Annotated in this window: 18 protein-coding genes; 5 read left to right on the top strand and 13 right to left on the bottom strand. The window is 72.2% G+C overall.

Annotated features, from left to right (window positions below; genetic code table 11):
* The first annotated feature begins 97 nt into the window (after positions 1-97).
* Positions 98-826, top strand: coding sequence for a MerR family transcriptional regulator (locus ACBJ32_RS02380; protein WP_375125186.1), 729 nt, complete (start codon positions 98-100; stop codon positions 824-826).
* On the opposite strand, the gene ACBJ32_RS02385 is transcribed toward ACBJ32_RS02380, so the two are convergent.
* Positions 813-1,994 carry an MFS transporter gene (locus tag ACBJ32_RS02385; protein ID WP_375125187.1) on the bottom strand — a complete coding sequence of 394 codons (1,182 nt, stop codon included), beginning with the start codon at positions 1,992-1,994 and terminating at the stop codon, positions 813-815. The genes ACBJ32_RS02380 and ACBJ32_RS02385 overlap by 14 nt on opposite strands.
* Positions 1,991-2,605 carry a TetR/AcrR family transcriptional regulator gene (locus ACBJ32_RS02390; protein ID WP_375125188.1) on the bottom strand — a complete coding sequence of 205 codons (615 nt, stop codon included), beginning with the start codon at positions 2,603-2,605 and terminating at the stop codon, positions 1,991-1,993. Before ACBJ32_RS02390 ends, ACBJ32_RS02385 begins: the two co-directional genes overlap by 4 nt.
* A 197-nt stretch (positions 2,606-2,802) precedes the next feature.
* On the opposite strand from ACBJ32_RS02390, the gene ACBJ32_RS02395 reads away from it, so the two are divergent.
* Positions 2,803-3,297: a phospholipase A2 gene (locus ACBJ32_RS02395; RefSeq protein WP_375125189.1), complete on the top strand. Its 495-nt coding sequence runs from the start codon at positions 2,803-2,805 to the stop codon at positions 3,295-3,297.
* Between the two features lie 76 nt (positions 3,298-3,373).
* Here ACBJ32_RS02395 and ACBJ32_RS02400 read toward each other — a convergent pair whose 3' ends face one another.
* The 3 genes from ACBJ32_RS02400 to ACBJ32_RS02410 all read right to left on the bottom strand — a co-directional run bounded on the left by ACBJ32_RS02400 (position 3,374) and on the right by ACBJ32_RS02410 (position 5,282).
* Positions 3,374-3,514, bottom strand: coding sequence for a DUF664 domain-containing protein (locus ACBJ32_RS02400; protein WP_375125190.1), 141 nt, complete (start codon positions 3,512-3,514; stop codon positions 3,374-3,376).
* 157 nt (positions 3,515-3,671) lie between these two features.
* Positions 3,672-4,469 carry an MBL fold metallo-hydrolase gene (locus tag ACBJ32_RS02405; protein ID WP_375125191.1) on the bottom strand — a complete coding sequence of 266 codons (798 nt, stop codon included), beginning with the start codon at positions 4,467-4,469 and terminating at the stop codon, positions 3,672-3,674.
* Positions 4,470-4,652: 183 nt separating this feature from the next.
* Positions 4,653-5,282: a cysteine hydrolase gene (locus ACBJ32_RS02410; RefSeq protein ID WP_375125192.1), complete on the bottom strand. Its 630-nt coding sequence runs from the start codon at positions 5,280-5,282 to the stop codon at positions 4,653-4,655.
* A 169-nt stretch (positions 5,283-5,451) separates the two neighbouring features.
* On the opposite strand from ACBJ32_RS02410, the gene ACBJ32_RS02415 reads away from it, so the two are divergent.
* Positions 5,452-6,039 carry a TetR/AcrR family transcriptional regulator gene (locus tag ACBJ32_RS02415; protein WP_375125193.1) on the top strand — a complete coding sequence of 196 codons (588 nt, stop codon included), beginning with the start codon at positions 5,452-5,454 and terminating at the stop codon, positions 6,037-6,039.
* Between the two features lie 30 nt (positions 6,040-6,069).
* Here the strand turns inward: ACBJ32_RS02415 and ACBJ32_RS02420 are convergent, their stop codons facing one another.
* From ACBJ32_RS02420 to ACBJ32_RS02440, 5 genes are all read right to left on the bottom strand, one after another.
* Positions 6,070-6,756: an SDR family oxidoreductase gene (locus ACBJ32_RS02420; RefSeq protein WP_375125194.1), complete on the bottom strand. Its 687-nt coding sequence runs from the start codon at positions 6,754-6,756 to the stop codon at positions 6,070-6,072.
* Between the two features lie 42 nt (positions 6,757-6,798).
* Positions 6,799-7,494 carry an NADPH-dependent F420 reductase gene (locus ACBJ32_RS02425; protein ID WP_375125195.1) on the bottom strand — a complete coding sequence of 232 codons (696 nt, stop codon included), beginning with the start codon at positions 7,492-7,494 and terminating at the stop codon, positions 6,799-6,801.
* Positions 7,491-8,567 carry an LLM class flavin-dependent oxidoreductase gene (locus ACBJ32_RS02430; RefSeq protein ID WP_375125196.1) on the bottom strand — a complete coding sequence of 359 codons (1,077 nt, stop codon included), beginning with the start codon at positions 8,565-8,567 and terminating at the stop codon, positions 7,491-7,493. Before ACBJ32_RS02430 ends, ACBJ32_RS02425 begins: the two co-directional genes overlap by 4 nt.
* A 129-nt stretch (positions 8,568-8,696) precedes the next feature.
* Positions 8,697-9,260 (bottom strand): NAD(P)H-dependent oxidoreductase, encoded by a 564-nt coding sequence (locus ACBJ32_RS02435; protein ID WP_357883538.1) that lies wholly within the window; start codon positions 9,258-9,260, stop codon positions 8,697-8,699.
* 422 nt (positions 9,261-9,682) lie between these two features.
* A complete protein-coding gene (locus ACBJ32_RS02440; RefSeq protein WP_375125197.1) occupies positions 9,683-9,952 on the bottom strand; it encodes a winged helix-turn-helix transcriptional regulator in 270 nt (89 codons plus the stop codon).
* Between the two features lie 223 nt (positions 9,953-10,175).
* Here ACBJ32_RS02440 and ACBJ32_RS02445 point away from each other — a divergent pair, with 223 nt between their 5' ends.
* On the top strand, positions 10,176-11,381 hold the full coding sequence (locus tag ACBJ32_RS02445; protein ID WP_375125198.1) for a serine/threonine-protein kinase: 1,206 nt from the start codon (positions 10,176-10,178) through the stop codon (positions 11,379-11,381).
* Between the two features lie 51 nt (positions 11,382-11,432).
* Here ACBJ32_RS02445 and ACBJ32_RS02450 read toward each other — a convergent pair whose 3' ends face one another.
* Both ACBJ32_RS02450 and ACBJ32_RS02455 read right to left on the bottom strand, forming a co-directional pair.
* Positions 11,433-12,305: an aldo/keto reductase gene (locus tag ACBJ32_RS02450; RefSeq protein ID WP_375125199.1), complete on the bottom strand. Its 873-nt coding sequence runs from the start codon at positions 12,303-12,305 to the stop codon at positions 11,433-11,435.
* A gap of 242 nt (positions 12,306-12,547) precedes the next feature.
* Positions 12,548-13,321, bottom strand: coding sequence for an SDR family NAD(P)-dependent oxidoreductase (locus tag ACBJ32_RS02455; protein ID WP_375125200.1), 774 nt, complete (start codon positions 13,319-13,321; stop codon positions 12,548-12,550).
* Between the two features lie 88 nt (positions 13,322-13,409).
* Here ACBJ32_RS02455 and ACBJ32_RS02460 point away from each other — a divergent pair, with 88 nt between their 5' ends.
* The gene (locus ACBJ32_RS02460) at positions 13,410-14,255 is read left to right on the top strand and encodes a helix-turn-helix transcriptional regulator (protein ID WP_375125201.1); all 846 of its coding nucleotides are present in this window, start codon (positions 13,410-13,412) and stop codon (positions 14,253-14,255) included.
* 102 nt (positions 14,256-14,357) lie between these two features.
* Here ACBJ32_RS02460 and ACBJ32_RS02465 read toward each other — a convergent pair whose 3' ends face one another.
* Positions 14,358-15,311: an alpha/beta hydrolase gene (locus ACBJ32_RS02465; protein WP_375125202.1), complete on the bottom strand. Its 954-nt coding sequence runs from the start codon at positions 15,309-15,311 to the stop codon at positions 14,358-14,360.
* Positions 15,312-15,449: the final 138 nt, after the last annotated feature.

A 15,449-nucleotide genomic window follows, 5' to 3' on the forward strand; every position in this document is an offset into this window, starting at 1 on the left:
CGCGCGGGCCGACGAGCTGCGGCGGCCGCCTGGCCGGCCAGGCCTGACCATCCGAGCCGCCTGGTCCGCCAGGCCTGACCATCCGAAGGGTGCCAGGATGTCCGGCATGCTCACGATCGGCCAGCTCGCGCACTACGCCGGAGTCACCACGAAGGCCATCCGCCACTACCACCAGCGCGGCCTGCTCACCGAGCCCGACCGCGACTCCTCCGGCTACCGCCGCTACACCGCCAAGGACGCGATCGACCTCGTCAAGATCAGAACCCTGGCCCGGGCGGGCGTGCCCCTGGCCCGCATCAAGGATCTGCTCGACGCCGACGCGGACACCCTCACCGCGGCCATCGCCGAGCTCGACCACGACCTCGACGACCGCATCACGCAGCTACGGCGAACCCGCGAGCAACTCGCCGAGCTGCGCGGCGGTGACCGGCTGTTCGTCTCCCCCGAGGTGGCCGACTACCTCGACGAGCTGCGCCGGCTCGGCGTGAGCGAACGCCAGCGGAACCTGGAACGCGACGGCTGGATCCTGATGCAGACGGCCTCACCCGACGACGCCGCCGTGTGGATCGCCGAGAAACGCGAGCTCCTCGGCGACCCCGAGTTCCGCGCCCTCTACCTCGACCATGACGCCGCCTACGACTGGCCGCCGGACGATCCCCGCCTGCCTGCCCTGGCGGACCGTACCCGCGGCTGGTACGCCCGGCACCACAGCCGATCCGAGACCCGCCCCGTCCACAACGAGGCCATCGCCCGGCTGGCCGAGCAGTCCCAGCCCGGAGCCTCGTCCCCGGCCTGGGACCGGCTCGCCCGGCTCATGCAGGGCTAGCAGGCACCGGAAGGCCTCGGGCCACGATCAGGCCCGTCACCGCGACGAGCAGCGCGACAGCGCCCATTCCCGCGGAGAAGCCCATCGTGCCGGTGGCCGCGCCGCCCGCCAGCGGCCCCGACGCCAGCCCCGCCGCATAGGCGAGGTTGTACAGCGCGTAGGTGCCGCCCAGGGTAGGCGGGTCGCTGCGCCGGCCCTGATCCCCGATCAGCGCGGTGACGGGGGCGAGGAGGAGAGCGACGGTGACGCCCAGCCCGGCCATGGCCAGCGCCGCCTGCCACACCGTCACCGCCCACCCCAGACCGGCCAGTGACCCCGCACCGATCAGGGCTCCGGCGGTGACCAGCCGCCGGGCGGGGACCTGCGCGGACAGCCCGCCGACGACGGGGTTGGCCACGATCGCGGTGAGCACCGCCAGCGCGAACAACGCACCGACCCCGCTCGGCCCGACTCCGAGCGCGCCCGCCAGCCGGGCCGGGAGCACCGGTTCGACCGCGGCCATCACCGCCGCTCCCAGCGCGATGACGACCACGATCGTGACCGAGCCTCGCACGCGCAGGACCGTCAGCGGCCCGCCCGTGTCGTCGGTCACCTCGCCGGTCTTCCTGACCAGCAGGATCCGGGCCAGGCCGTCGGCGAGCGCGAGGCAGGCCGCCAGCACGAACGGGGAACGTACCCCTGCCTGCTCGACCATGATCCCGGCGAGGGGCGGCCCGAGGAGCGTGCCGAGGGAGATGGCGCTCAGTGCGATCCCCATGGAACGCGCCCGGGTGCGCATCGGAGTGCACGCCGCGATCAGCGACAGGCTCGCCACCCAGGACAGGCCCCCGGCGGCTCCTTGCAGAGCGCGGGCGAGCAGCAGCAGCCAGAACGGCTCGGCCACGCTGAACAGCAGCGTCGCCGCCGCCAGACCGGCCAGGCCGGCCAGCATGGGGGTCCGCGCCCCCTTGCGGTCGGTCAGCCGGCCGGCCAGCGGGGTCACGGCGACCATCGCCACGGCGTAGGCGGCGAACAGGACGCCGCCGGAGGCCGGCCCGGCGGCGGCCACCGAGGGCAGCAGCGGCAGGACGGGTACGGCCAGCCCGTAGACCAGCATGTCGGTGAACAGCGCCGCACTGGCCACGGTGACGGCGACCCTGGGGGAGCCGGCGGGACGTGGGGAGCTCACCCCTCCTCCTGGCCGGGAAGCAGGCCCGCCACGACGGCGCGGGCGATGCCGGCGGCGGCCTCGGCGGCCGGCAGCTCGTGGGGGGCCGTGGCCGCGGTGACGGTGACCCCGTGCAGCATGGCCATCACCGTGAACAGGGCGTCCTCGGCCCGCAGCCCCTGGCGCAGCCCGGGGGTGTCGAGGAGCGGGAGGATGAGGGCGGCCCACTGGTCGGTCTCCTCGATCTTCTCCTTGACGCCCTCCCCGACGTCGAGGACCTGGGGGGCCACGAGCACCGAGGCGACCGCCAGCGCGCGGAAGGACTCGTTCTCGGCGAGCAGCCGCAGGTAGCGGGTGAGGAAGCCGGTGAGTCGCCGGCCGGGGCCGTGCTCCGGACGGACCAGCTCCTCCAGGGCCGGCGCGGCGTGGCGCCGCCAACCGGCGCCGATCGCCTCTTCCAGCAGCAGCTTCTTGTCCCCGAAGTGGTGGTGGACGGCTCCGCGGGTGACGCCGGCGCGTGCGCCGATGGCGTGGAAGGTCGCATCCTTCCAGCCCTTGTCGGCGAACACGAGGATCGCGGCCTCCAGCACCCGGGCACGGGTGGCCGCCGCTTCTTCGGCAGTGCGCTTCATGGGATACATGCTGACATGTATGTAAAACGGCGCAACTGCCGGTTGCGGGAGGGCGCCCGGGCGTCCTGCCCGGTATGCCGCAGGTATGTTCCGCGCCGCCGTGCACCGCGGTTTCTTGCGGTACGGCGGGCCGGATCGCGACCATCGTCTGGCCGCCCGGCAACGGGCGCGACATCCTCCTCACCCCTGGAGTCACCATGCCGAAGTTCCTGGCCTTATCAGCGGCGGCTTGCGCGGCCGCCGCCGTGCTCGCCGTTCCCGCCGCGGCGAGCGCCGATCCTCCCAAGGCGAGCAAGAACGTGAAGCTCATCACGGCGCTCAGGCTCACGGCCGATACGGCCGCCGGCTACGACGCGTGGCTTCGTGCGCGGGCCGACCGCGACAAGAAGGGCCACATCAAGAACATGAACTTCAACTGGCGGACCGACTACTGCGACAAGAGCCCGGACAAGCCCAGCGGCTTCGACTTCAAGAACGCCTGCGCGCGGCACGACTTCGGGTATGCGAACGTCAAGCACCTGGTCGGTTCCGCGTCCTGGAGGAACACCCACCGCAAGAAGGTGGACGAGGCCTTCAGGACGGACATGCTGAGGGTGTGCTCCGAACAGTCGTCACGCTCGAAGATCAACGACTGCATCGACATCGCGATGAAGTACTACAACGCCGTCAGGCTCCTCGGCGGCCTCACCTAGGAGTCGCCCCGCCGCGGCACGCAGGCGGTCGCGACTGCGGCGGCGTCCCCGGCAGCGGACGGTCTCCCGCGGGCGGTCAGCAGTAGCCCTTCTCGCCGTCCACCAGCTCCCTGATGATGTCCAGGTGGCCGGCGTGCCTGCCGGTCTCCTCGACCATGTGGATGAGCATCCAGCGCAGGCTCGCCGCGGCCGAGCGGAAGCCGGGGTGCTTGCCCAATGCTACTGGGCTGGTCCTGACATCGCACGACATTTTCCGCCGTGCGGGTCCGGCCGGCGACCGCGCGGGACGACGTTCCCGAGGCGGCAGGGGCCGACCGCGGCAGTAAGGCGCGCTGAGAAGGCATCCCGGCACCCTGACGAACCCGCCGTGTCGGTCAGCGGTGCACGTGTGTCCAGGTGCCGTGCGGTGCCGTCCGCAGGAGCGAGGACAGCCCGGCTTCGTCGAAGGCCAGCTCCAGGTCGGCCAGCCCTTCGGAGAAATGGGCCCAGCCGTCGTAGTGGGCCGGGATCACGAGGCCCGCGCCCAGGACCGCCGCGGCGGCCGCGGCTCGTCGGCTGTCGAACGTCAGCGGGCGCCCGTCGAACTTCGCGGGTACGCGGGCCGCTCCGGCGTGGAGCAGGGCTACGTCGATGTCCGGCAGGCGGCGGGAGATCTCCGCCACGGTACGGATGGAGGCGTTGTCGCCGCTGATGTAGATCGTGGGAAGTCCTGGACCGGACAGGACGAACCCGGTGACCTCGCAGTTGACGTGCCCGTCGGCGTCGCGATCGCCGTCCTCGGGGCCGTGGACGGCGGGGACCGCCAGGACGGTGAGCCGGCCTCCGCCGTCGCCCAGGGGCACGTGGTAGCTGTCCCAGGGAGCCAGGCCGATCGCGGGCGGACCGAGCCGTTCCGCGGAGAGCGGGCCGGTGATGACCATCGGGGCGCTCCTGGCGCATGCGCGTCCACGCTCGTCGAGGTTGTCCGGGTGGCCGTCGTGGCTGACCAGGACCAGGTCGATCGCGCCCAGGGCGTCCTCGGCGACGGCCGGACCCGCCGTTTTCGTCAGGTACCCGTGCGGCCCGGCGTCGTCGAAGGTCGGGTCACTGACGATGCGCAGGCCGCCGAGGTCGATGACGGCCGTGGGCCCGCCCAGTACGGTGATCGCACATTCCTGCCGGGGCATGTCCATGCTCTGCGCCTCCTGCGCTCGTGTCGAAGGGCCGGCACGATGGGATTCGTGCGCTCTGCCCCTGGAGTCGGGGACTCGCTGGCCGTCCGAGGCCGGCGTGCGCCCGCCGGCGCCGCGGCAGCCGGTGGAGCGCTTTCGCGGGCGCCGGGGTGGTGGAAACCCGGGCCGCCCCGGTCGGCGGTCTCACGCGTGCGCTCCCTTGAACGCGGCCGTGAGGTCGCCGGTGGTGGTGATGGCGTGGGCGAAGGTGGGGCCGTTCAGCTCGTGGGCGGCGTGCATCATCTCGGGCAGGAACGCCGCGGTGGCGTCGCGCACCAGCGTGACGTGGTAGCCGAGCTCCATGGCGAACCGGCCGGTGGACTCGATGCAGGTGTTGGCCAGCAGGCCGACGAGCACGACGTGGGTGATGCCGTGCTGCTTGAGCTGGAAGTCGAGGTCGGTGTTGGCGAAGCCGCTCTGCGCCCAGTGCTCCCGGGCCACGATGTCGCCGGGGCGCGGCTGGAAGTCGGGGTGGAACTCCCCGCCCCAGGTGCCGCGGGCGAAGCTGTGCCGCTCCATGATGCCGCGCTGGGTGGGATTGGGGTGGTCCCACGTCTCGTAGTCGCCGGGTTCCCAGCGGCGGTGCGGCACGATCATCACGCGGACGCCCGCCTCCCGGGCGGTGGTGACCACGGAGCGCAGGTGGTCCAGCAGGCCGACCTGCTCGGCCACGGGCTGCACGCGCGGCCAGATCTTGCCGCCCTCCGACAGGAAATCGTTGTACGGATCGACCAGCAGCACGGCCGTGTGGCGGGGGTCATACGCCTGGGACATGGCACCTGCTCCTTGCTGATCAGTCGACGCACCAAGTTACAGGATGTTTCCCATCATCCACAGAGTCAAGAAAACTGCGGTCAAATAGCGCTTTGCTGTTGATGTGTATGATGTACGTCATCCAGACGACGAGGCGCGGCGATTCCACCGCAGGAGGGGGAGGGCCGGCATGGGCCATTCTCAGGCGGACAAGGCGGCGACCCGCGCGCGGGTCCTGCGGATCACCTCCCGCAAGATCCGCGCGGAAGGCGTCACCCGTCCCGGCATCGCCGAGCTGATGAAGGAGGCCGGGCTCACGCACGGCGGCTTCTACAAACACTTCGCCTCGCGGGACGATCTGATCGCCCAGGCCGCCGCCGTCGCCCTGGCCGAGGGCTCGGCGAAGATGGAGCGGGCCGCGCGCGGGAACGAGCAGAGCGCGCGGGCCGGCCTCGTCGACGCCTATCTCGCCAAGCGGCACCGCGACAGGCCGGCCACCGGCTGCGCGCTGGTCACCCTCGGAGCCGCCGCGGGACGGGGCGACGAGCAGGTCAAGCAGGCCTACGAGAAGCAGGTCCGCGCGTACCTGGAGCTGATCGAGGGCCTGGACGGCGACAGCGAGGACGCCAGGGCCGAGGCGATGCTCACCCTCAGCGCCCTGGTCGGCGCCGTGCTCATGTCCCGGGCCGTGGCCGACGAGGATCTCTCGGACGAGTTGCTCACGACAGTCGCCCGGCGGCTCAAGGAACCCGCCCCGGGAACCGTGACCGCCGGCTGACCCCAATGGCGTCCCGGCCGACGCGGCGCGTCAGCGCCTGACCGGCTCCGACAGTGCCGCCTTGACGCTGCGGCTCTGCTCGTCGGCCAGCACTTCGGCCTGGTCACGGAGCAGGGCGTCCATGGTCAGCTCGGCCACCGTGCCGGCGCTGATCTTCGGCGCGTCGGTCCAGGCGCTGAGGTCGGTGTCCACGAACCCCGCGTGCACCCCGACCACCAGCGTTCCCTGCGCGCGCAGCGCCTTGCGCAGGGCGTCCGTCAGCGACCACTGCGCGGCCTTGGAGGCCGCGTACCCGGGGAACTCGGGCTGGCCGACCCAGGACGCCACCGACAGCATGTTCACCAGGGCTCCACCGCCGTTGCGGGCCAGGACGGGAGCGAAGGCCCGCGCCACCGCCCAGGTGCCGAAGTAGTTGACCTCCATCGCCTGGCGGGCGCCGTCGAAGGCGCCCTCCAGCAGCTTGGTGCTCGCGCCGCCGACCCCGGCATTGTTGACCACGATGGAGACGTCGCTCGCGATGAACGCGGCCGAGGCGACGCTCTCCTCGTCGGTGACGTCCAGCCGGACGGGGACGACGCCGGGGTCCGACACGCCGGCCGGGTCGCGGACGCCGGCGTAGACCTTCTTCGCGCCGTGGTCGATCAACGCTCGGGCGAACGCGCGCCCGATACCGCGGTTCGCACCCGTCACCAGGGCGACCGATCCCTTGATCTCCATGTTTCCTCCTTCACCGTGCACACATGTCAGCGCGCCGTCACCTCAGGGCGTTCCCCGCCGCGCGCCGAGCACCTGCCGGCCGCGCCGCGACTCGGGGAACCGGCCGAGCATGGCGCGCAGCTCGGCCGCGGCCACGTTCGCGCCGAACGGTTCCGTGCCCGGCTCCATGCGCACGCCCTCGGCGAGCGGGCCGGCGATCACCGGGTCGAAGCCGAGCGCGTCCACGATCGAGGCGACGACCTCGACGTCGTCCGGGTCGTCACCGGCGACGGCGATCGCGCGGCGGCCGGGCGTGCCGGCGGGCCGGGCGCCCTCTTCCAGGTCGTGGTAGCCCATGTGGTTGAAGGCCTTGACGACCCGGGCACCGGCCAGGAACGCCTGGACGATCTCGCTGGAGGACGTCCGCGGGTCGGTGAGGTCGTCACGTACCCCGTCCACCTCCTGCCAGTGGTTCATCGCGTCGATCACCAGCTTGCCCCGCAGCGCCTCGGCCGGCACGTGGCGATACCTGCCGAGCGGCAGGGCCAGCACCACGACGTCCGCCCCGGCGGCGGCCTCCGCCGCGCTCACCGCGACCGCGCCGGGCGTGACGACCTCGACGATGAGGGAGATCCGCGCGGCCTCCCCGGAGCCCGCGATCAGGACGCGGTAGCCGGCCTCCACCGCCAGGCGGGCCAGCACGGTGCCGACCTTGCCGGCGCCGAGGATGCCGATGGTGCGCACGTCGCCGGGCTTCATGCCCGCTCCAGGTCACCGGAGCGCCCGGCGGCGAGCAGCTCGCGTACCCGCGGGGCGACCTCGCGGCCGAGCAGCTCGATCGTGCGAGCCCGGGCCTCGCGCGGCAGGTGCATGATGTCGTACTTCAGATCGAAGCGGCTCAGCCGCAGATCGCGGGCCACCTGGACGATCTTCCGGGCGACCGTCTCGGGCGAGCCGACGAACAGCGCGCCGTGCGCGAGCTCGGCCTCGTAGCGTTCCCGGTCCGGCGCGTAGAAGCCGCGCTCGGCCGCGAGCGCCTCGACGACCGGCTGCCAGTACCGCCACCAGGTCTCCACGGCCTCCTCGTCGGTGTCGGCGACCAGGCCGAGCGAGTGCTGGCCGATCGGCAGCGCGGGCCGGCCGAAACGCTCCAGCGCCGTGAGGTACAACTGGACGTTCCTGGCGAACCGCTGGGGCCGCCCGCCGATGATGGCCATCATGAGGGGCAGGCCGTGACGGGCGGCGCGCAGCACGGAGTCCGGGCTGCCGCCCACGCCGATCCACGTCGGGATGCCGCCCGGCCGCATCCGCGGGTGCAGCCGCTGCCCGGTGAGCGGCGTCCGCACCGTCCCGGACCAGGTCACCTCCTCCTCGCGCTCCAGCCGCAGGAACAGGTCGAGCTTCTCCTCGAACAACCGCTCGTAGTCGGCCAGGTCGTAGCCGAACAGCGCGAACGACTCCACCGCGGAGGCGCGGCCCAGCACGATCTGCGCACGGCCGCCGGACACCGCGTCGAGAGTGGAGAACTCCTGATACAGCCGGACCGGGTCGTTCGTGCTCAACACCGTCACGGACGTGCCGAGCCCGATGCGCCGGGTGGCGGTGGCGATCGCGGCGAGCAGCACCGGGGCCGCCGAGTCGTTGTGCCCCTCGCGGTAGTGCTCTCCCACGCTGAAGACGTCCAGCCCCACCGCCTCGGCCAGCCGGGCCTCCTCCACGAGCAGGCGCAGCGTCTCGGCGTCGTCGAGCACCCGCCCGCCATCCGTCGCCACCTCCCCGAACGAGTTGAGCCCCACCTCGAAGCGCGGGTGTTCGATCCTGCCGACGCTCACGGTTTCCTCCTGCTCTGTGGTGTTCCTGGCGATCGATGCCGACGCCGGCGTGGGCGTCGCGGTGGATCTCTCCGGGCGGTGGTTGCCGTGCCGGCCGGGGTGTGCGGGACCGTCCGGCCGGCACGGGGCTCAGGCGGCCTGGCGCAGCGGGGCCAGGGCGCGGCTCCAGGCGACGACCTCGTCGAACATGGTCGCCAGGGCCGCCACCTGGTGGTCACCGGCGGCGAGCTTGCTGAAGTCGCGGAAGTCGGTGAACAGCGACAGGGCCACGTTGGTGCGCACGGCGGCGAGCTTCAGCTCGCCCCCGATCAGCCGCAGGTGCTCCGCCGCCCGGGCGCCGCCGACGCTCCCGTAGGACACGATGCCGAAGGCCTTGTGGTTCCACTCGGCGAACAGGTAGTCGATCGCGTTCTTCAGCACACCCGAGGTGGAGTGGTTGTACTCGGGCGTCACCATGACGAAACCGTCGTAGGAGGCGATCTTGGCGGCCCACGCCTTGGTGTGCTCGTTCTGGTACTGGCCGTAGGCCGGCGGCAGGGGCTCGTCCAGGTGCGGGAGCGGGTAGTCCAGCAGGTCCACGAGCTCGAAGACGGCGTCCGTGCGCCGGGAGGCGTGCTCCAGCACCCACTGCGCCACCTGTTCGCCGTTGCGACCGGGGCGGGTGCTGCCGAGGATGATGCCGATACGAGTCATTGCGGGGTCCTTTCAACAGAGGTTTCTCACGGAGGTGAACCCGTGGGGGATGGCGGGTGACCCGTGGTTCGGGGTCGCCAAGGAAGTTCTGGGCAGCCATGGCCAGGGCATGGCCAGGCTCGGGTCAGGTTCGGGGCGGGGGAGCATCACGCGGCAAGGCGTGCGGGCACGGCACTGCGACCGGGGCGGCGGGGTGCTTCGGGGTCCGTGGTGAGCGCCGTCCCGTGGGCGATGGGCGCCCTGCCGGGGAAGAGCGGTCGGCTCAGAGGGTGGGCGAGGGCATGCTGATCATCTCCCGTACGTGCGCCGACGGCTTCGAGCAGGGCTTTCCGCCGGCCTCGGTGACTTCCGAGTACTGAATACACGCCGGTGATCGGTCACTTCAACGGAACCGTGGTCACATGGAGTGAACCGTCCAGGTCTCAGTCGAGATCGTCGGGGTCGTGGCCGGCGGCCTGGTCGAAGGCGCGGCGGTTGTCGCGGAGCGTGTCCTGGTTGTCGGCCGTCCACCGGGTGAGCGCCAGGACGGGTTCGGACAGGGTGCGTCCGAACGGGGTGACCTCGTACTCGACCCGGGGCGGGATCTCCGGAAAGATCACACGCTTGACCAGCCCGTCCCGCTCCAGATTGCGCAGCGTCAGCATGCGGCGGGAGATGCCGGGCGCCGTCCGCAGCAACTCGGTGAAGCGCATCACGGCCCCTGCGTCCTCCGTCACCTGAAAGTGACCAGGTCACGTTGCTGTTACCGGTCATCGAAGAGTACATCAGTAACCAAAAGTAACTCGCGGAGAGCCCCGCCATGGCCGTGCCGGAGACGTGGCCGAGCCGCGTGGCCGCGGTGCAGGCGGCCACGGCTGACCGGGTGCCCGCCCGGGACGCAGCAGTGAGGCACGATCAGGAGAGGGATGAGGAACCATGCAGGATCTTCCCGCGCCGGGCCCCGGAGACCCGGCACGTGTCAGCGGCTACCACGTGGTGAGACGGCTGGGCGAAGGCGGCCAGGGCGCGGTCTTCCTCGGCGAGTCGCCTGGCGGGCGGCAGGTGGCGATCAAGATGCTGCACCCGTGCTTCGCGGCCGACTCCCACGTCAGGGCACGGTTCCGCCGCGAAGCGGAGATCGCACAGCGGCTGGCCACCTTCTCCACGGCCCGCGTGCTGGAGACCGGCTTCACCGACGAGCGTCCGTACATCATCAGCGAGTACGTCCCGGGGCCGTCGCTGGAGAGGCTGGTCAAGGAGGGCGGGCCGCGCAGCGGCAGCGGGCTGGAGCGGCTGGCGGTCACCACGCTGACCGCTCTGACCTCTGTCCACGCGGCAGGGATCGTGCACCGCGACTTCAAGCCGAGCAACGTGATCATGGGCCCGGAAGGGCCCGTGGTGATCGACTTCGGGATCGCGTTCGCGCTGGACGCGGCCGCCGGCTCGACCGAGCCGGTGGGCACGCCGGCGTACATGGCGCCGGAGCAGTTCGACGACCAGCCGCTCACCCCCGCCTCCGACATGTTCTCGTGGGCGGGCACGATGGTCTTCGCGGCGACCGGCCGGCCGGCCTTCGCCGGCGGCACCGTGCCGGCGACGCTCAACGCCGTCCTGCATGCCGAGCCGGATCTGTCCGGCTTGCCCGACGCGCTGCGCCGGCTGGTGGCGGCCTGTCTGGCCAAGGACGCGGCGGCTCGGCCGGCGGCCGTGGAGGTGCTGTGCGATCTCGTCGGCGGGGACCGCGGGCCGTCATCGGCCGTCGTCAGCGGCGCCGCGCCGGCGCGCGATGTCCGGCCTGCCAGCCGGCATCGGCACCGCCGTGAGTACCCTCGTGAGCACCGTCGTGGGGACTGTCGTGAGCATCACGCTGCCGCGCCTGCCGACGGCCAGGGGCGGGGCCGGGTGCAGGGCAGGCATGCGGTGAAGGCGGTCCCGCGGGCCTTCGCGACGACGGCGCCGGCCGCTTCCGCGTCCTGGAGGGCCGGTCGCCGTCGGCGCGGTGTCGCGGTCGTGGCTGCCGTGGTGGCGGTGGCCGCGACGGTCGGCACGTTGCTGTTGTCATCGGTGTTCGGCGGTCCGGCGGACGCGCAGGATCGCGGGACGCGCGCTTCCGCCACGTCGCCGGCGTGCGTGGCCACGTAGGCCCGTCAGCGGCGGACGCCCCGGTGCGCGCCTGGTGGTCCGGCGCGGAGGTCAGCTCGGCGCCGTGACGGCCGAGGTCAGCTCGGTCATGTCCTCGTCGGTCAGCTGCAGGGCCGCGGCGGCCACGTTCTGCTCCAGATGCTCGATCGACGAGGTGCCGGGAATGGGCAGCATGACCGGTGAGCGGTGGAGCAGCCACGCGAGCGCGAGCTGTGACGGCGTGGCCGACAGCCGGGAGGCGATGGTTTCAAGCGGCCCGCCGGACCGCACCAGGCCGCCGGTGGCCAGCGGAAACCACGGGATGAAGGCGATGTCGTGGCGTTCACAGTGGTCGAGCACGCTCTCGGCGGTGCGGGTGGCCAGGTTGTACAGGTTCTGCACGGAGGCGATCGAGGCGACGGCGCGGGCCTGTTCGATCTCTTCGACACTCACCTCCGACAGGCCGATGTGCGCGATCTTCCCCTCGTCCTTCAGCGCTTTCAGCTCGCCGACCTGGTCTTCGAGGGGCACGTCCGGATCGACGCGGTGCAGCTGGAACAGCGCGATCCGCTCCACCCCGAGGATGCGCAGGCTCATCTCGCACTGCTGCCGCAGGTAGGCCGGCCTGCCGACAGGCGTCCACGTATCGGGGCCCTGGCGGGTGAGCCCTGCCTTGGTGGCGATGACGATGTCCTCGTCGTACGGGGCGAGAGCGCGCCGCAGCAGCGGCTCGGCGACCGACGGGCCGTAGGAGTCGGCGGTGTCGAAGAGCGTCACCCCGAGTTCCGCCGCCCGGCGCAGCACTCGCACGGCCTCGTCCGGATCGGCCGGAGGCCCCCACACGCCGGGGCCGGTCAGTTGCATCGTTCCGTAGCCGAGGCGGTTGACGGGGAGAGCGCCGTCGATCATGAATTGGCCGGATGCGTCGGCCGTCACAGAAGTCATCACGGCTTCCCTTCTCTGCTTGCCGCCGAGGCCGGGGCATGCTGCCGCGCATCGGCTCCGTGCACCTCATCCGCGCCTGCCCAGCGGCCCCGCGCCCTACCTCAACAGCCGGCAAAGCCATGTCTCCAAGGCGTTCGGCTGTTCGGCGACCTGGGCGCGATCAGTACGCGCGCCTGCGCACATGGGTGAGATGCCCTGGCCGCGAGAACATGGCGACACCTCCCGAACCGTCTCGCACCCGCTCAGCTCAGGCCGCCGTCCACCCGCAGCACCGTCCCGGTCACGTAGGAGGAGCGGTCGCTGAGCAGCCAGGCGGCGGCCTCGGCGACCTCCTCGGGCGCGGCGGCGCGGCGCAGCGAGGTCCGCGCGTTGAGCTGCTCGACGATCCCGGGCGAGACGGCCTCCCAGGCGTCGACCATCTCGGTCAGCGTGGTGCCGGGGGCGATCCCGTTGACCCGGATGCCCTCCGGGCCGTACGTGGCGGCGGCCGACTCGGTGAGGCTGTTGAGCGCCCGCTTCATCGCGCCGTAGGCGGGCAGCAAGGGGTTGGGCCCCCAGCTGCCGACGGTGGAGGTGTTGACGATCGCCCCGGTCCCGGCGGTGGCCCGGATCGCGGCCACCTGCGCGGACATGGCGACCCACTGTCCCTTGAAGTTCACGGTGTACATCAGGTCGAAGTCGGACTCCGGCATCCGGTCCATCGGTGCCGGGGGCACCGCCGTCGCGCCGTTGTTGAAGGCGACGTCGAGCCTGCCGTACAGGTCCACCGCCCGCTCCACCGCGGCGCGGACGCCGGCCGGGTCGGCCAGGTCGCACACGACGTGGCCGGCGGTGCCGCCCGCCGCGCGGATCTCCTCGGTCACGGCCTTGAGCTGTTCCTCGGTACGGGCGGCGAGCAGCACCGTGGCGCCCTCCCGGGCGAACAGCCGCGCCGCGGCGGCGCCGATGCCGCGCCCGGCGCCGGTGACGAAGGCGACCTTGCCGGCCAGCAGGCCGTTGTTCGTGTGATCAGTCATGGCATCGAGCCTGGCCCCGGCGCGCGGTGCTCAGCCAGGCATCGGCTGTACCTGGCTGAGCGCGGCGCAGGCCCCGCATAGTGGGAGCGTGGACAGACAGGAACTGGCCGCCTTCCTGCGCAGCAGGCGAGAGCGGATCTCCGCCGCCGACGTGGGCCTGCCGGCCGGGCGGCGGCGCCGTACCCCCGGGTTGCGCCGCGAGGAGGTGGCCCAGCTCGCCTACATCTCGACCGAGTACTACACCCGCCTGGAACAGGCCCGCGCCCCGCGCCCGTCCCGCGAGGTGCTGGCCGGGCTGGCCCGGGCGCTGCGCCTGTCGGAGGCCGAACGCGGGCACCTGCACCACCTGGCCGGCGCACCGCCGGGCCCGCCGCCCGGCCCGCGCCGCGAGGTGCACCGCGACATCCTCGACCTGCTGGACCGGCTGCCGCAGGCCGCCGTGACGGTGCTGTCCGCGACCTACGAGGTGATCGCCTGGAACGACCTGGCGGCCGCACTGATGGGGGACTTCTCCGCGCTGTCCCCGCGCGAGCGCAACCTCATCCGCTACGCCTTCCTGAACGGGTCCCGGCCGCCCGTCCTGGCCGAGGCGGACCGGGCCGCGTTCGCCAACGAGGCGGCCCGGCGGCTGCGCGCCGCCGCCGCCCGCTACCCCGGCGCCCGCGAGGTGCAGGAGCTGGTGTCGGAGTTGCTGGACGGCAGCGCCGAGTTCGCCCGCCTGTGGGCCTCGCACGACGTGGCGCCAGGGCCGAGCCTGCGCAAGACCCTGCACCACCCGCTGGTCGGCCCCATCACCCTGAACTGCCACGTGCTGGACAGCTCCGACCGGGACCAGCAGGTGGTGATCTACACGGCCGACCCCGGCTCCCCTGCCGAGGAGGCGCTGCGGTTGGTTTCAGTGATCGGCACCCAGCGGATGAACGTGCCGGGCTGAACCGGCCGATCGGCTTCCGGGACTCCGCCGCAGCGTACGCGACGCGGCCGCCGACCACGGTCAGCGCCGATTCGCTGCGTGGACGGGCTCGCGCGCGCTGACTCAGCGCTTGGCCAGGGCGCGGCGCAGCGTGCCGGTGGCCAGCTCGATCGCGGAGTCGGCGGCGTGGGTCTCGCGCAGTGCGTTGAGCATGACGAAGTCGTGGATGATGCCCAGGTAGCGCACCGCGGTCACCGGCACCCCGGCGGAGCGCAGCTTGTTGGCGTACGCCTCGCCCTCGTCGCGCAGCACGTCCGCCTCCGCGGTGATGATCAGTGCCGGGGGCAGCCCGGCCAGCTCCTCCAGCGAGGCACGCAGCGGGGAGGCGGTGATCTCGGCCCGCTGGCCCTCGTCGGTGGTGTACTGGTCCCAGAACCACTGCATGCCGTCGCGCCGCAGGAAGTAGCCCTCGGCGAACTGGTGGTAGGAGCCGGTGTCGAAGGAGGCGTCGGTCACCGGGTAGAACAGCACCTGCTGGCGCAGCTCCAGCCCGCCGCGCTGCTTGGCCATCAGCGTCAGGGCGGCGCTCATGTTGCCGCCGACCGAGTCGCCGGCCACCGCGATCCTGGAGGCGTCCAGTCCCTTGGACGCGCCCTCGGCGACGATCCACTGGGCCACGGTCCAGTTCTGCTCGATCGCGACCGGGTAGCGGTGCTCGGGCGACAGGTCGTACTCGGGGAAGACCACGGCGGCGTCCGCGCCGGTCGCCAGCTCGCGCACCAGCCGGTCGTGGGTGTGGGCGTTGCCGAACACCCAGCCCGCGCCGTGGATGTAGATGACGACGGGCAGGTCATCGGTGCTGCCCGCCGGGCGGACGATGCGGGCCTTGACCTGGCCGGTCGGGCCGCCGGGGATCGTCACCCACTCCTCGTCCACGGCCGGCTTGTCGATCGGGCCGGACTGCACGTCGTCGACGGCCTTGCGGCCCTCGCCCGGCAGCAGCTGGAACAGGAAGGGAGGCCGTGCGGTGGCTTCGGCGAAGGCACGCGCGGCAGGCTCGAGAACGGGCTTGTTCATGGATCGCTCCAAAGGTGAGAAGGGAACCCGCGCGGATCAGCGGCCGTTGACGGCGCGCTCGATCAGGCGGGCGACGGTGTCGGGATGGAAGACCGGTTCGGTGATCCTCGTCGTAGAGGTTGACGGAGGCGGAGTTCT

Origin of the sequence: Nonomuraea sp. GTA35 (assembly GCF_041950525.1) — a bacterium.
Taxonomy (GTDB): Bacteria; Actinomycetota; Actinomycetes; order Streptosporangiales; family Streptosporangiaceae; genus Nonomuraea.

What these genes read in the sequence shown, in the direction of transcription:
- ACBJ32_RS02405 (WP_375125191.1), bottom strand. Translation starts at nt 4,469, where the DNA reads ATGGACATGCCCCGGCAGGAATGTGCGATCACCGTACTGGGCGGGCCC.
- ACBJ32_RS02410 (WP_375125192.1), bottom strand. Translation starts at nt 5,282, where the DNA reads ATGTCCCAGGCGTATGACCCCCGCCACACGGCCGTGCTGCTGGTCGAT.
- ACBJ32_RS02450 (WP_375125199.1), bottom strand. Translation starts at nt 12,305, where the DNA reads ATGACTTCTGTGACGGCCGACGCATCCGGCCAATTCATGATCGACGGC.
- ACBJ32_RS02435 (WP_357883538.1), bottom strand. Translation starts at nt 9,260, where the DNA reads ATGACTCGTATCGGCATCATCCTCGGCAGCACCCGCCCCGGTCGCAAC.
- ACBJ32_RS02425 (WP_375125195.1), bottom strand. Translation starts at nt 7,494, where the DNA reads ATGAAGCCCGGCGACGTGCGCACCATCGGCATCCTCGGCGCCGGCAAG.
- ACBJ32_RS02395 (WP_375125189.1), top strand. Translation starts at nt 2,803, where the DNA reads ATGCCGAAGTTCCTGGCCTTATCAGCGGCGGCTTGCGCGGCCGCCGCC.
- ACBJ32_RS02455 (WP_375125200.1), bottom strand. Translation starts at nt 13,321, where the DNA reads ATGACTGATCACACGAACAACGGCCTGCTGGCCGGCAAGGTCGCCTTC.
- ACBJ32_RS02390 (WP_375125188.1), bottom strand. Translation starts at nt 2,605, where the DNA reads ATGAAGCGCACTGCCGAAGAAGCGGCGGCCACCCGTGCCCGGGTGCTG.
- ACBJ32_RS02445 (WP_375125198.1), top strand. Translation starts at nt 10,176, where the DNA reads ATGCAGGATCTTCCCGCGCCGGGCCCCGGAGACCCGGCACGTGTCAGC.
- ACBJ32_RS02415 (WP_375125193.1), top strand. Translation starts at nt 5,452, where the DNA reads ATGGGCCATTCTCAGGCGGACAAGGCGGCGACCCGCGCGCGGGTCCTG.
- ACBJ32_RS02440 (WP_375125197.1), bottom strand. Translation starts at nt 9,952, where the DNA reads ATGCGCTTCACCGAGTTGCTGCGGACGGCGCCCGGCATCTCCCGCCGC.
- ACBJ32_RS02380 (WP_375125186.1), top strand. Translation starts at nt 98, where the DNA reads ATGTCCGGCATGCTCACGATCGGCCAGCTCGCGCACTACGCCGGAGTC.
- ACBJ32_RS02420 (WP_375125194.1), bottom strand. Translation starts at nt 6,756, where the DNA reads ATGGAGATCAAGGGATCGGTCGCCCTGGTGACGGGTGCGAACCGCGGT.
- ACBJ32_RS02465 (WP_375125202.1), bottom strand. Translation starts at nt 15,311, where the DNA reads ATGAACAAGCCCGTTCTCGAGCCTGCCGCGCGTGCCTTCGCCGAAGCC.